Annotated in this window: 16 protein-coding genes and 1 riboswitch; of the genes, 6 read left to right on the forward strand and 10 right to left on the reverse strand. The window is 72.8% G+C overall.

The features are described 5' to 3' along the window. Window positions 1–182: 182 nt before the first annotated feature. A complete protein-coding gene (locus tag QFZ82_RS33535) occupies window positions 183–605 on the reverse strand; it encodes a GNAT family N-acetyltransferase (RefSeq protein ID WP_307716694.1) in 423 nt (140 codons plus the stop codon). Between the two features lie 120 nt (window positions 606–725). Between QFZ82_RS33535 and QFZ82_RS33540 the strand changes: the two genes are divergently transcribed. Next, entirely contained in the window at window positions 726–941 is a 216-nt protein-coding gene (locus QFZ82_RS33540) for an antitoxin (protein WP_307716695.1), read from the forward strand. After that, on the forward strand, window positions 938–1,309 hold the full coding sequence (locus QFZ82_RS33545; RefSeq protein ID WP_177152991.1) for a fic family toxin-antitoxin system, toxin component: 372 nt from the start codon (window positions 938–940) through the stop codon (window positions 1,307–1,309). The genes QFZ82_RS33540 and QFZ82_RS33545 overlap by 4 nt, the downstream gene beginning before the upstream one ends. A gap of 54 nt (window positions 1,310–1,363) precedes the next feature. Here the strand turns inward: QFZ82_RS33545 and QFZ82_RS33550 are convergent, their stop codons facing one another. The 5 genes from QFZ82_RS33550 to bioB all read right to left on the reverse strand — a co-directional run bounded on the left by QFZ82_RS33550 (window position 1,364) and on the right by bioB (window position 5,705). After that, a complete protein-coding gene (locus QFZ82_RS33550; protein ID WP_307716696.1) occupies window positions 1,364–2,038 on the reverse strand; it encodes a class I SAM-dependent methyltransferase in 675 nt (224 codons plus the stop codon). A gap of 60 nt (window positions 2,039–2,098) precedes the next feature. Then, the gene (locus tag QFZ82_RS33555) at window positions 2,099–2,452 is read right to left on the reverse strand and encodes a VOC family protein (RefSeq protein WP_307716697.1); all 354 of its coding nucleotides are present in this window, start codon (window positions 2,450–2,452) and stop codon (window positions 2,099–2,101) included. A gap of 5 nt (window positions 2,453–2,457) precedes the next feature. After that, on the reverse strand, window positions 2,458–3,171 hold the full coding sequence (bioD, locus tag QFZ82_RS33560; protein WP_307716698.1) for a dethiobiotin synthase: 714 nt from the start codon (window positions 3,169–3,171) through the stop codon (window positions 2,458–2,460). Window positions 3,172–3,235: 64 nt separating this feature from the next. Then, window positions 3,236–4,534, reverse strand: a complete 1,299-nt coding sequence (locus tag QFZ82_RS33565) for an adenosylmethionine--8-amino-7-oxononanoate transaminase (protein WP_307716699.1) — start codon at window positions 4,532–4,534, stop codon at window positions 3,236–3,238. Beyond that, entirely contained in the window at window positions 4,527–5,705 is a 1,179-nt protein-coding gene (gene bioB, locus QFZ82_RS33570) for a biotin synthase BioB (protein WP_307716700.1), read from the reverse strand. The genes QFZ82_RS33565 and bioB overlap by 8 nt, the downstream gene beginning before the upstream one ends. Before the next feature lie 146 nt (window positions 5,706–5,851). On the opposite strand from bioB, the gene QFZ82_RS33575 reads away from it, so the two are divergent. Both QFZ82_RS33575 and QFZ82_RS33580 read left to right on the forward strand, forming a co-directional pair. Then, window positions 5,852–7,006 (forward strand): 8-amino-7-oxononanoate synthase, encoded by a 1,155-nt coding sequence (locus QFZ82_RS33575; protein WP_307716701.1) that lies wholly within the window; start codon window positions 5,852–5,854, stop codon window positions 7,004–7,006. 216 nt (window positions 7,007–7,222) lie between these two features. Beyond that, window positions 7,223–7,654: an ATP-binding protein gene (locus QFZ82_RS33580; RefSeq protein ID WP_307716702.1), complete on the forward strand. Its 432-nt coding sequence runs from the start codon at window positions 7,223–7,225 to the stop codon at window positions 7,652–7,654. Between the two features lie 13 nt (window positions 7,655–7,667). Here QFZ82_RS33580 and QFZ82_RS33585 read toward each other — a convergent pair whose 3' ends face one another. Further along, on the reverse strand, window positions 7,668–8,603 hold the full coding sequence (locus tag QFZ82_RS33585) for a LysR family transcriptional regulator (RefSeq protein ID WP_307716703.1): 936 nt from the start codon (window positions 8,601–8,603) through the stop codon (window positions 7,668–7,670). 82 nt (window positions 8,604–8,685) lie between these two features. Here QFZ82_RS33585 and QFZ82_RS33590 point away from each other — a divergent pair, with 82 nt between their 5' ends. Further along, window positions 8,686–9,318, forward strand: a complete 633-nt coding sequence (locus QFZ82_RS33590; protein WP_307716704.1) for a LysE family translocator — start codon at window positions 8,686–8,688, stop codon at window positions 9,316–9,318. 99 nt (window positions 9,319–9,417) lie between these two features. On the opposite strand, the gene QFZ82_RS33595 is transcribed toward QFZ82_RS33590, so the two are convergent. From QFZ82_RS33595 to QFZ82_RS33605, 3 genes are all read right to left on the reverse strand, one after another. Further along, window positions 9,418–9,894, reverse strand: a complete 477-nt coding sequence (locus QFZ82_RS33595) for a C40 family peptidase (RefSeq protein ID WP_307716705.1) — start codon at window positions 9,892–9,894, stop codon at window positions 9,418–9,420. 3 nt (window positions 9,895–9,897) lie between these two features. Beyond that, a riboswitch (cyclic di-AMP (ydaO/yuaA leader) is annotated at window positions 9,898–10,096 on the reverse strand. 302 nt (window positions 10,097–10,398) lie between these two features. Next, window positions 10,399–10,707, reverse strand: a complete 309-nt coding sequence (locus tag QFZ82_RS33600) for a hypothetical protein (protein WP_307716706.1) — start codon at window positions 10,705–10,707, stop codon at window positions 10,399–10,401. 7 nt (window positions 10,708–10,714) lie between these two features. Next, a complete protein-coding gene (locus QFZ82_RS33605) occupies window positions 10,715–11,344 on the reverse strand; it encodes an ATP-dependent Clp protease proteolytic subunit (protein ID WP_307716707.1) in 630 nt (209 codons plus the stop codon). Window positions 11,345–11,423: 79 nt separating this feature from the next. Here QFZ82_RS33605 and QFZ82_RS33610 point away from each other — a divergent pair, with 79 nt between their 5' ends. Beyond that, the gene (locus QFZ82_RS33610; RefSeq protein ID WP_307716708.1) at window positions 11,424–11,711 is read left to right on the forward strand and encodes a type II toxin-antitoxin system Phd/YefM family antitoxin; all 288 of its coding nucleotides are present in this window, start codon (window positions 11,424–11,426) and stop codon (window positions 11,709–11,711) included. Window positions 11,712–11,815: the final 104 nt, after the last annotated feature.

Raw genomic sequence — 11,815 nt, forward strand, 5'->3', positions numbered from 1 at the left:
GGGAGGTGGAATGCGCGATGTCGGCTACTGGGAGGCTCGCCCATGGGCGGACGCTCACACCTTTCGTACGGGGAGTGGATGGTCCACTCATGGTAAAGGACCGGCAAAGCCGCCGGGGCGGCGGAGAGCGCGACCGGGCGGACCGCGCGTCCCGGCTGACCGGGTGCCCACGGGCGCCGCGCTCAGACGAACGGCTTGACCCAGCGGCGCCAGTGGTCCTCGCGGTGGTAGCCGGCGGAGGCCCACGCCCGGTGGGCCCGCTCGTTCGCCTCCAGCACCATCGCGTCCCCGCGCCGCCCGCCCGCCGCGACGAACCGCTTCTCGGCCGCGTCCAGCAGGGCCGCCGAGATGCCGCGGCGCCGGTGCGAGGGAAGAACGGCGAGGCGGTACAGCGAGCAGCGCCAGCCGTCGTACCCGGCGATCACGGAGCCGACCAGCAGCCCGTCGGCCTCGGCCAGGATGAGGGCCTCGGGGTCGCGGGCGATGAGCCGGGTGACGCCGTCCACGTCGTCCGTGATGCTCGTGCCCTCCGCCGCCTCCTCCCAGAAGGCCAGCACGGACGCGGCGTCGTCGACGGAGGCGGTACGTATGCGCAGATCGGTCATGCCGGGAGCCAAGCATGCCCGCCGCGCCCCACGCCAGCGACTTCCGGCACCCAGGACAGGCCGCGGCCGCGCCCGGGGGAGGACCTTGCCGTGCTAGCGCCCGCGCGCTAGCGTGAAGACGTGGCGAAGACTCAGTTGAACGTACGCGTGGACGAGGCCACCGCGGAGGCCGCCCGCCGGCGGGCGCTCCAGCGCGGGATGAGCGTGAACCGCTACATCGAGGAGCTCGTCAGGCAGGACGCAGGCGAGGTGGGCCGCGCCTTCGTGGACGCTGCGGCCGATTTCATGAAGCAGTACGAGTCGGTTTTCGCCGAGGAGTTCGGCGAGAAGCGTTGAACCTGACGATCGATCTCGCCTGGCTTCTCATGGTCGCCGAGCACAAGACCCCCGGCGACCCCCAGGTCACCGACTGGGGCGCGCTCGTCGCCGCCGTCAGCCGTCATGACGCGGAGATATTCGGCACGCCCGTCTACGCCGATCCGCACGCCCGCGCCGCGGCCCTGCTCCAACTGCTGCTGCACGTGCCCGCGTTGGAGCACTCCAACGCGATGTTCGCCTCCGCCGTCGCCTACGGCTACCTCGTCGCCAGCGGACTCAAGGTGGTCACCTCGCCCGAGCAGGTGCGGGACCTGGCCCGCCTGGTCAAGGAGGGCAAGGCGGACGTACGCGCTGTCGCGGACGAACTGCGCCAGTGGAGCGAGTGACCGTCTCCCGGGGCCGGCCCGCGGGTCGTGGCCCCCGCCCCAGGGCGCTCCCGTCTAGGACGTGAACGGGCGGCGCGCCACCCCCAGAACGCACGGCGAGGTCGGCAGCCGCAGCCGGCCGTCCGGCACATTGAACCTGCGGTGCGTCCCGAGCTCGAAGCCCGCCGCCTCGATCGCGGCGAGCGTGTCCCTGGCCGTGTGGCAGCCGCCGAACAGACGGGGCCACACCGTGCGGTCCAGCGCGCGCTGCGTCCGCGCCAGGCCCGGGCTGCCGGCCAGGCCGTGCTCGAAGAACCGCAGCTCCCCGCCCGGCCGCAGCACCCGCCGGATCTCCGAGAGCGCCCGCGGCAGGTCCCGTACGCTGCACAGCACGAGGGAGGCCACCGCCGCGTCGAACGCCTCGCTCTTCACCGGCAGTGCCTCCGCCGCACCCGGCACGACGTCCACCGGGACCCCGGCGCGCAGCCCCGCCTCGACGGCCAACTTCCGCAGGGTGCGCTCCGGTTCGAGAGCGACGACCTCGGAGACGGCCGCCGGATAGTGGGCGAAGTTGAGACCGTTGCCCGCGCCGATCTCGATGACACGGCCGGACAGGCCCGACAGGAGCTCCGCGCGGTAGGCGGCGATGCCGCCCTTCACATCCGCCGATACGCTCATGCGCGCGTAGAAACGGGCGAAGACCGGATGGTGGACGGCGTCCCGGGGCGCCTTCGTACTGCGCGGCGGCATCGCGGACCTCCTCGGACGGGGCGGACCGGTCAGGGCCATTCTCCCCCGATAAGACTCCGCTCAGCCGTCGTTGCCCGCCACGAAGCAGAATTCGTTGCCCTCGGGGTCCCGCAGGACCTGGAAGCGGCCGTGGACGTCGGGGACGACGGCGCCGACGCGCTCCGCGCCCAGCCGCACCGCCTCGTCGGCGGCGGCGTCCACATCGCCCGCGTACAGGTCCAGATGGAGCCGGTTCTTCGCCGTCTTGCCCTCGGGCACCAGCTGGAACGCCACGCGGGCGAACTCCGGCGGATCGACGTACGACCAGTCCTCGCTGCGGTCGACCGGCTCGCCGCCGAGGAGCGCCGCCCAGAACCGGACGAGGCGGGCGGGGGCGTGACAGTCGAAGACGATCTCGTCGATCCGTGCGCGCATGGACCTCAGCCTACGGCCGAGCCGAACGCCTCCGCGTCCCAGCCGCCGCCGAGTCGCGGGGCCAGCCACTGCCCGGCCCGCTCCCGGAACGCGGCGGGCGCGAGCGCCCCGGCGCCCTCCGGGACCGCCCCCAGCAGCGGAGCGCCCGCCGCCTCCGGCAGGTCCGCGAGGTTGCAGCGGGCCGCGAGGTCGGGCCGGCCGGGCCAGCTGCCGACCACCACGCCCAGCTGGTCGAGCCCACGGGCGCGCAGGGCTTCGGCGGTCAGCGCGGTCGTGTTGAGAGTGCCCAGGCCGGCGGGCACGACGACCAGCACGGGAGCGCCCAGCAGACCCGCCACGTCGGCGAGTGTCGCGCCCGCTTCGTCGAACCGTACGAGGAGGCCGCCCGCCCCCTCGATGAGCACGAGGTCGTGCTCCGCCGCGAGCTTCCCGGCCTCCTCGGCCACCGCGTCGGGCGTGACGGGGGCGAGCCCGGCCCGCCGGGCGGCCGTCGCGGGCGCCAAGGGCTCCGGGAACCGGCCCAGTTCGACGCCCGTGACCGGCCCGGCGAGCCGCCGGACCTCGTCGACGTCGCCCGCTTCGTGCGGCCCGACCCCGGTCTGCGCCGGCTTGACCACGGCGACCGACCGGCCCTCGGCCACGGCGAGCGCGGCGACGGCCGCCGTCACGACGGTCTTCCCGATCTCGGTTCCCGTCCCGGTCACGACGATCACTGTCATGGTGCTTCCCTGTCCTGTCTCGCTCGTCTCCTCCGGGCGCCGCATGCGCGCCGCGGCCCTGGCGTCAGCCCGCTGCCGCCGCCGCCCGGACCGCGCGGCACACCCGCGCCAGGTCCTCGTCACCCGTCACGTACGGCGGCATCGTGTACACGAGGTCCCGGAACGGGCGCAGCCACACGCCCTCCCGCACGGCGGCCGCCGTCGCCGAGGCCATGGCCGCCTCGTCAAGGGCGCAGTCCAGCTGTACGACACCGATACCGCCGAGCACCCGGACGTCCTTCACGCCCGGCAGGGCGGCGGCCTCGGCCAGACCGGCCCGCAGGCCCGTCTCCAGGCGCTCCACCTCCCGCTGCCAGTCCTGGCCGAGCAGCAGATCGATGGACGCGCACGCCACCGCCGAGGCGAGCGGGTTGCCCATGAACGTCGGGCCGTGGGCGAGCACGGGGACCTCGCCCCGCGAGATCCCGTCCGCCACCCGGGAGGTGCACAGCGTCGCGGCCAGCGACAGGTAGCCGCCGGTCAGTGCCTTGCCCAGGCACATCACGTCCGGGGCCACACCGGCGTGACCGGCCGCGAACAGCGCGCCCGTGCGGCCGAAACCGGTCGCGATCTCGTCGAAGACCAGCAGCACGCCGTGCTCGTCGCACGCCTCGCGCAGCACCCGCAGGTATGCGGGGGAGTGGAAGCGCATGCCGCCCGCGCCCTGCACCACCGGCTCCACGATCACCGCGGCCAGCTCGTCCGCGTGCCGCCCGATCAGCTCGCGCAGCCCGTCCGCGTACACCTCGTCGTAGTCGGCCGGCGGGGCGGGCGCGAAGAGCTGCCGGGGCAGCACGCCCTGCCACAGACCGTGCATGCCGCCCTCGGGGTCGCACACCGACATCGGCTGCCACGTGTCGCCGTGGTAGCCGCCGCGCCAGGTCAGCAGCCGCTGCTTGGCCGGGCGGCCCACCGAGCGCCAGTACTGCAGGCACATCTTCACCGCGACCTCGACCGACACCGAGCCCGAGTCGGACAGGAAGACATGCCGCAGAGGCTCCGGCGTGATCTCCACCAGCCGGGCCGCCAGCCGTACGGCGGGCTCGTGCGTGAGCCCGCCGAACATCACATGGCTCATGCGGCCCAGCTGCGCCGTCGCCGCCTCGTTGAGGACGGGGTGGTTGTAGCCGTGCACGGCCGACCACCACGACGACATGCCGTCGATCAACTCGCGCTGCCCGTGGATCTCTTCGGCCAGCCTGAGCCGCACCCCGGCCGCGGACTCGACGACCAGCGGCTCCTCCCGGCCGGGCATCGGACCGTACGGGTGCCAGACGTGGGCGCGGTCCAGGGCACGCAGCTCGCCGGGCGTGAACTCACGCATTGGGCGCGAGGTCCGTCCCGGCGCCGCGGCGGCGCACGGCGACCAGGTCCGTACGGGCCGCCGGGACCTCCGACGGAGCGGCCTCCGCCTCCGCCGCGGCGGACGCGTCGTGGCAGCCGCCCGAGCCCTCGTCGTCGCCGCACACCGAACCGCAGCCGCCGACCGCCCCGCGGTGCTCGGGCAGGGTCGTCGTGTCGGTGCCCTCCACCTCGAAGCCGGCGTCCGCGATCATCTCCAGGTCGGCCTTGCCCGCCTGGCCCTCGCTGGTCAGGTAGTCGCCGAGGAAGACGGAGTTGGCCAGGTGCAGCGCGAGCGGCTGCAGCGTGCGCAGATGGACCTCGCGCCCGCCCGCGAGACGCACCTCGACGTCGGGGCAGACGAAGCGCACCATCGCCAGGATGCGCAGCGCCCGCTGCGGGGTCAGGTTCCACTCCTTGGCGAGCGGGGTGCCCTCGAAGGGGATCAGGAAGTTCACCGGCACCGAGTCCGGGTCCAGCTCGCGCAGGGCGAAGACCACGTCCACCAGGTCCTCGTCGCTCTCGCCCATGCCGGCGATCAGACCGGAGCACGCGGACAGGCCCGCGGCGTGCGCCTTGTTCACCGTGTCCACGCGGTCCGCGTAGGTGTGCGTGGTCGTGATGTCCCCGTACGTCCCCTCGGACGTGTTCAGGTTGTGGTTGTACGCGTCGGCGCCCGCCTCGCGGAGCCGTTCGGCCTGGCCGTCGGAGAGCAGACCGAGACACGCGCACACCTCGACGCCCTCGTTCTCCTCCTTGATCGCCTCGATCGTCTTCGACACCCGGTCTACGTCCCGGTCCGTCGGGCCGCGCCCGCTCGCCACCAGGCAGACCCGCTTGGCGCCGCCCGCGACGCCGGCGGCCGCGGCCCGGGACGCCTCGTCCGGCTTCAGCCAGGTGTACTTGAGGATCTCCGCCTTCGACCCGAGCCGCTGCGAGCAGTACGAGCAGTCCTCGGGGCACAGGCCGGACTTCAGGTTGACCAGATAGTTGAGCTTCACCCGCCGTCCGAACCACTGGCGGCGCACCTTGCCGGCCGCGGCCACCACATCGAGCAGATCGTCGTCGGAGGTCGCCAGTACGGCGAGCGCTTCTTCACGGGTCGGCAGCTCGCGCCGCAGCCCCTTCTCCACCAGGGTGTTCAGCAGGTCCATGGCGCTGATCCTTACCCACGGCAGCCGCCCGGGCCAAGGAGGAACCCCACAACAGCGGCGGATTGAGGTGTGTGCATGGCCACATCCGCACCCGGCCCGCACGCGGTTAAGGTCTGTGCGCTGCCTACAAAAGGACCGGACCCCTCATGCCGCAGGCCACTCAGGATCCTTTCGACTGGATCGACGACGAGGCGCGCCGTCGCGAGCGTGCGGGCCTCGTGCGCACGCTCCGGCCACGCGCCGCCGACTCGCCCCTGCTCGATCTGGCGAGCAACGACTACCTGGGACTGACCCGCCGGCCCGAGGTCACCGCCGGGGCCGCCGACGCCGCCCGCCGCTGGGGCGCGGGCGCCACCGGCTCCCGCCTGGTCACCGGCACCACCGCGCTCCACGCCGAGCTGGAACGCGAACTCGCCGCGTTCTGCGGTTTCGAGGCTGCCCTCGTCCTGTCCTCCGGCTACGCGGCCAACCTCGCCGCCGTCACCGCCCTCGGCGGACGCGACGCCCTCGTCGTGTCCGACGCGGGCAACCACGCCTCCATCGTCGACGGCTGCCGGCTCGCCCGTGCCGAGACCGCGGTCGTCCCGCACGCCGACCCCGACGCCGTACGCAAGACCCTCGGCGCCCACCCGGACCGCCGCGCCCTCGTCGTCACCGACTCGGTGTTCTCCGTCGACGGCGACGCCGCGCCGCTGCCCGCCTTCGCGGCAGCCTGTCGCGAACACGGCGCGGCCCTGCTCGTCGACGACGCCCACGGCCTCGGCGTCCTCGGCGACGGCGGCCGGGGCGCGCTCGACGCCGCCGGACTGGCCGGCGCGACCGGAGTCGTCGCCACCCTCACCCTCTCCAAGTCCCTCGGCAGCCAGGGCGGCGCGGTCCTCGGCCCGGCGCGGGTGATCGCGCACCTGGTCAACACGGCCAGGACCTTCATCTTCGACACCGGACTCGCACCGGCCGCGGCGGGCGGCGCGCTCGCCGCCGTCGGGGTGCTGCGCCGCGAACCGGAGCTCGCCGGCCGGGCGCGGGAGGTAGCGGCCGTGCTGCACCGGCGGCTCACGGACGCGGGACTGACCGCCGCGCGGCCGGACGCGGCCGTCGTGTCCGTGCAGGCGCCCTCCCCGGAGGCGGCGCTGCGCTGGGCGGCGGACTGCCGGACGGCAGGTCTGGTCGTGGGCTGCTTCCGGCCCCCGTCGGTGCCGGACGGCATCTCGCGCATCCGGCTCACCGCCCGCGCCGATCTGACCGCCCGGCAGGTCGACACGGCCGTCGCGACGATCATCGCCTCCGCGCCGCGGGGCTGAGAACAGCCGGTCCGGAGCGTGCGGTCCGTCCCCAAATACGGTCTCTCGTCGCAGACTTCACCGCTTTGAGCGACAGATATGCACGTATCTTGGTGGATTGCCGCACCGGCCTGACGACAAGTGGCAGTCTGACGCCGAAGCGCAATCCGTGGCCGTCCTCGCGTGTCATCCGCTACGAGTCGGAGCCCGGCCCGGTGGGAAAGGGACAGCGTCGCCATGGCAGACCGTCAAGAAGCATCCGTCACTCTGCCCAGCGATCCGGCATCGGTCTCCGCCGCCCGGAGATATGTCACCGATGTCGTCTGCGGATGGGGTCTGCCGGACGGCACCGACGCCGTCGACACCCTGCGGCTGATCGTCTCCGAACTGGCGACCAACGCAGTGCAGCACACCTTCGGCCAGTCGCCCACCTTCACCGTCGACGTGCGCCTCGAACGGGACGAGCGACTGTGCATCGGCGTCACCGACAGCCACCCGCGCTGGCCGCGCCGGCTGCCCGCCGCCGTCCGACAGGACAACGGCCGGGGGATGGTCATCATCCGCAGTCTCACCGCGCAGTACGGCGGGCGGCTCTCCGTGACACCCACCGAGGAGGGCGGCAAGACCGTGTGGATCGCCCTGCCGTGGACCGTACCCGTGAAGGGCTGATCCGCGCCCGGGTTCACCACACCCTGGCCGCAGTGCCCTGTTGACCCGCCCGTCCGAACGAGCTCCGCAGGAGAGCCCGCAGCGACTGCGCCGCCGGCCCCGACTCCTCTCCCCGGTGCGCCACAGAGATCGTGCGGCGGAAGGCCGCCGGCTCCAACTGCCGTACCTGCAGCGGCGTGGCGGACATCGCCGCCACCATCTCCGGCACCACCGCCACCCCTATCCCCGCGGTCACCAGGGCGCACACCAGCGCGTAACCGGGCGACTCGCACACCACGGCCGGCGTCGCCCCCGCCTCGGCCAGCGCACCCTCCACTCCCTTGCGCGGCGGATGCGCCGGAGCGCTGCTGATCAGCGGCTGCCCGGCGAGTGCGCTCACCGGCAGCCGCCCCGATCCGCCCGCCAGGGCGTGCCCGGGAGCGGTGATGAGCACCAGCTCCTCGACCAGCAGCGTTTCCACGACCACCCCCGGCGGGGGCGGCGCCGGATCGGCGGGCTCGTAGGCATGCGTCAGCGCGAGATCCATGGCGCCGCGCGCCACTGCCGTGACCCCATCCGGGGGTTCGTACTCGGCGACGGTCAGGTCCACATCCGGATGGGCGCGCCGGAAGGCGCTCAGCACCGGGGGCAGCAGGTGGATGCCGACCGTGGTGAAGGTGGCCACCCGCAGCCGGCCGCCCGCGAGCCCCGACAGCCGGGCCAGCTCGTGCCGCGCCCGGTCCATCTCGTCCAGCACCCGGCGCGCCCGCTCCGCGAGCAGCTCACCCGCGGCCGTGAGCCGCGCCCCGCGGTGGTGGCGCACGAGCAGAGGCGCTCCGGCCTCGCGCTCCAGCTTGGCCAGCTGCTGGGAGAGCGCCGGGGCGGTGTAACCCAGGCGGGCCGCGGCGCGGGTGATGGAACCGGCCTCCGCGACAGCGACCAGGGCGGCCAGCCGGGTCGGGTCGTACATCGCACCCCTTAAGCATTGCTTTTGGCTGACCCAGGATATTCCCCATACACGCTGAAGGCACTGAGACGGCAGGCTGGAGGGCATGGACGCACACCTGATCGCTTTCACCGGTGTCGCCGCGGGCATGGTCGCCATGCCGGGTGCCGACTTCACCGTGGTGGTACGCAGTGCGCTCGCCTCGCGCCGCGCGGGCGTCGCCTGCGCGGTCGGTGTGGCGGGCGGGCTGCTGGTGCACACCGCGCTGGCCGTGGCGGGACTCGCCGCGGTGCTGGTGGCGGTGCCCGTGCTCTACCGGACGCTGCAGATCGCCGGCGGGATCTACGTGCTGTGGCTGGGCCTGCGCGCTGTGCGCTCCGCGCTGCGCCCGCTCGAAGGGCCCGCCGCCCCCGACGGCGCCGCGCCCTCCCACGGCGTCGGGCGCGGCCTGCGGCAGGGCTTCCTCACCAACGTCCTCAACCCGAAGGCGCCGGTGCTGTTCCTGAGCCTGCTGCCGCAGTTCGTGCCCGACGGCGCGGCGGTGCTGCCGCGCACCCTGCTGCTGGCCGCGATCGTCGTCCTCCTGGCGCTGATCTGGTTCCCGGCGGTGGCCCTCCTGGTGGACCGGCTGGGCCGGTGGCTGCGCAGGCCGCGCACCACGCGTGCCGTGGAAGGAGTCACGGGCGGCGCGCTCACCACGCTCGGCGCGACCCTGCTGGTCCAGCCGCTGGCACACTGACCGGCACCGGTCCGTCGCACCATGGTGGGTGCGGACGATTCTCAGGCGCGGGGCCGCCGCCGGGGAGCCGGAAAGGCGGGGCAGCCGGAAGGCGGGCCGTCAGCGCACCCGGCCGTACGAGACGCCCCTGGTCCAGATCTTGGCCAGCCGCACGACGTCGCCCGTCTTCGGCGAATGCCAGATCCGCCCTCGGCCGGCGTAGATGCCCACGTGGTAGACGTAGCCGCCGGAATGGAAGAAGACCAGGTCACCGCGTTTTCGTTGGGAGGCGGAGACATGGCGCGTACGGTTGTACTGCTGCTGAGCGGTGCGCGGCAGCTTCTTGCCGGCCTTCTTGTACGAGTACTGCGTCAGCCCGGAACAGTCGAAGCGGTGCGGGCCTACGGCGCCGAATCTGTACGGCGACCCCTTCTTCGATGCCGCGACCTTGAGTGCCTTGCTCGCGTAGCTGGTGATCGCGTGGGCCTCGGGGGCGGTGCCGGGAGCGAGGAGCGTGCCGCCGACGGCGGCGATGGTCAGTGCCGATACGGCGCCCGCACGTGTGAGCAGGAACGGGACATGCATCTGCGCAGTCATGCGCAACCCTTCGTCAGCCGCCTGTGAAGGGTGACCTGTCGGGTTCGGACTGGCGAAGACGCCCGGCCGCCGAAGCGGCTTCACCCCAAGGGGCCTACCGGGATCACCGGTCACCCCGTGCTGCTCGGGTCCTCCACTCCTGCCGATGCACTTCTGTCGACCAGTCGTCCGGTGCGGCGGCAGGATTCAGCGTCCGCCCGGACCGCCCCGTCAAGGTGGCGGGGGCTTGTCGTCCCAGCGATCGTCACTCATGGATGTCCGATTTCCGAGTTGAAACGGCTTTTGTGAAGCCAATCACGACTGATCTGTTCGGGTGGACAGGGATGTTGGCGGTCGCCTCGCCTGACGCGGAATCATGGTCGTACCAGCGCGGAAGCCGTTCGACTCCGCCAAATCGGTGGTGTGCGTGGCGCAACTCCTGCGGCACGGAACAACGTCGCCGAAACTCCACCGAACGGGGTACGAAAGCCGCGGCCCCCTTGGCGGAAAGCAGCGGATCGACCGTCAACTCGTCGAAACCGGGGGCATGGTCACCCGGTTCGCTCTGCGTTCCCCGTCGAGAATCCGCAGCGCCTCGGCGAGCGTGTCCGCGTAGACCTCGTTCTCCCCGCGCAGGTGCATCAGCGTCAGGGCGTCCTTCAGGGCGGTCGCCCGCCCGACCAGTGCCTGAGCGGCGCGCAGCGCGCCGTAGGTGTGGGTGACCCGGGACGGATTGATCCGCCCCAGCAGATCGACCACTTCGAGATACCTGTCGATCAACTCCGCCTCCGCGCGGGTCAGCCCGGGAAGCGGTGGCAGCTCCGGGAGCAGCATCCCTCGCTCACCTCGCCCCGGCCGGCGAGGCTTTGCGGCTCCCGATGACGTGGTCCACCAGGCCGTATCCCTTCGCTGCCTCGGCGTCGAAGATCCTGTCCCGCTCCAGATCGGCCGCGATGCGCTCGGCGCCCTGTCCGGTGTGGCGTACGAGCATGGCCGCCAGCTGCTCCCGCAGGCGCAGCAACTCGGCGGCGTGGATCTCAAGATCGGACGGCTGGCCGCGCAACGGCTCCTCCACGGCGGGCTGCTGGACGACGACACGTGCGCCGGGCAGCGCCGACCGCTTGCCCGGGGTGCCCGCGGCGAGCAGCAAGGCGGCTGTCGAAGCGGCCTGGCCCAGGCAGGTGGTGGCGATGTCGCAGGTGATGATCTGCAGGGTGTCGTAGATCGCGGTCATGGCGCTGATGGAGCCGCCGGGGGAGTTGATGTACAGGCAGATGTCCTGATCGGGGGCCGCGTACTCGAGGTGCAGCAGCTGGGCGACGACGTCGTTCGCGGCGGTGTCGTCGACGGCGGTACCGAGAAAGACGATCCGCTCGTCGAGCAGCTTCGAGTACGGGTCGAGGGTGCGGGTGCCCGAGCTGGTGCGCTCGGTGAACTCGGGCAGGACGTAGCGGGCGGCAGGACGGTTCATGGCATGCCTCTCGTCGGAGTCGGGCGAGCTGCGTTCTGTAAAAAATGTACAGGACGTACAGGCCGTTATGATGGGGAGCATGGCCTACGAGATTCCGGTGACGCAAGCCCGCGCAGAGCTCGCCGAACTGATCAACCGCGTCGTCTACGGCGGGGAGCGCGTCGTGGTGACCCGTCACGGGAAGCCGCTCGTGGCGCTGGTCTCCGCGGCTGACCTGGAGCGACTGGAGAGCGAACGGGAGGCGGCGGAGGAGCAGGTGATCCGCTCCGTCTCGTCGCTCGGCTCGTCGTCGTCCGCTGCCGGCGAACGCGGCCGGTTCGGCCTGGCGGCCGAGCACCACCGCCCGGGCGACGACCGCCGCGCCTGAACACCCGGCGGCGGCTCCCCGCCGCGCGCGCTGGGGCTCTGCGCCGCACCCTCCGTGCCGCCTGCATCCCGTCCGGGCGCAGCAGCGCCCGCTCCCGGTGCAGC

The sequence above is a fragment of the Streptomyces sp. V4I23 genome (assembly GCF_030817975.1).
GTDB lineage: Bacteria > Actinomycetota > Actinomycetes > Streptomycetales > Streptomycetaceae > Streptomyces.

Bases quoted from the DNA above. Each gene is read 5' to 3' on its own strand.
- QFZ82_RS33535 (WP_307716694.1), bottom strand. From the start codon at position 605: ATGACCGATCTGCGCATACGTACCGCCTCCGTCGACGACGCCGCGTCC.
- QFZ82_RS33550 (WP_307716696.1), bottom strand. From the start codon at position 2,038: ATGCCGCCGCGCAGTACGAAGGCGCCCCGGGACGCCGTCCACCATCCG.
- QFZ82_RS33555 (WP_307716697.1), bottom strand. From the start codon at position 2,452: ATGCGCGCACGGATCGACGAGATCGTCTTCGACTGTCACGCCCCCGCC.
- bioD (WP_307716698.1), bottom strand. From the start codon at position 3,171: ATGACAGTGATCGTCGTGACCGGGACGGGAACCGAGATCGGGAAGACC.
- QFZ82_RS33565 (WP_307716699.1), bottom strand. From the start codon at position 4,534: ATGCGTGAGTTCACGCCCGGCGAGCTGCGTGCCCTGGACCGCGCCCAC.
- bioB (WP_307716700.1), bottom strand. From the start codon at position 5,705: ATGGACCTGCTGAACACCCTGGTGGAGAAGGGGCTGCGGCGCGAGCTG.
- QFZ82_RS33575 (WP_307716701.1), top strand. From the start codon at position 5,852: ATGCCGCAGGCCACTCAGGATCCTTTCGACTGGATCGACGACGAGGCG.
- QFZ82_RS33580 (WP_307716702.1), top strand. From the start codon at position 7,223: ATGGCAGACCGTCAAGAAGCATCCGTCACTCTGCCCAGCGATCCGGCA.
- QFZ82_RS33585 (WP_307716703.1), bottom strand. From the start codon at position 8,603: ATGTACGACCCGACCCGGCTGGCCGCCCTGGTCGCTGTCGCGGAGGCC.
- QFZ82_RS33590 (WP_307716704.1), top strand. From the start codon at position 8,686: ATGGACGCACACCTGATCGCTTTCACCGGTGTCGCCGCGGGCATGGTC.
- QFZ82_RS33595 (WP_307716705.1), bottom strand. From the start codon at position 9,894: ATGACTGCGCAGATGCATGTCCCGTTCCTGCTCACACGTGCGGGCGCC.
- QFZ82_RS33600 (WP_307716706.1), bottom strand. From the start codon at position 10,707: ATGCTGCTCCCGGAGCTGCCACCGCTTCCCGGGCTGACCCGCGCGGAG.
- QFZ82_RS33605 (WP_307716707.1), bottom strand. From the start codon at position 11,344: ATGAACCGTCCTGCCGCCCGCTACGTCCTGCCCGAGTTCACCGAGCGC.
- QFZ82_RS33610 (WP_307716708.1), top strand. From the start codon at position 11,424: ATGGCCTACGAGATTCCGGTGACGCAAGCCCGCGCAGAGCTCGCCGAA.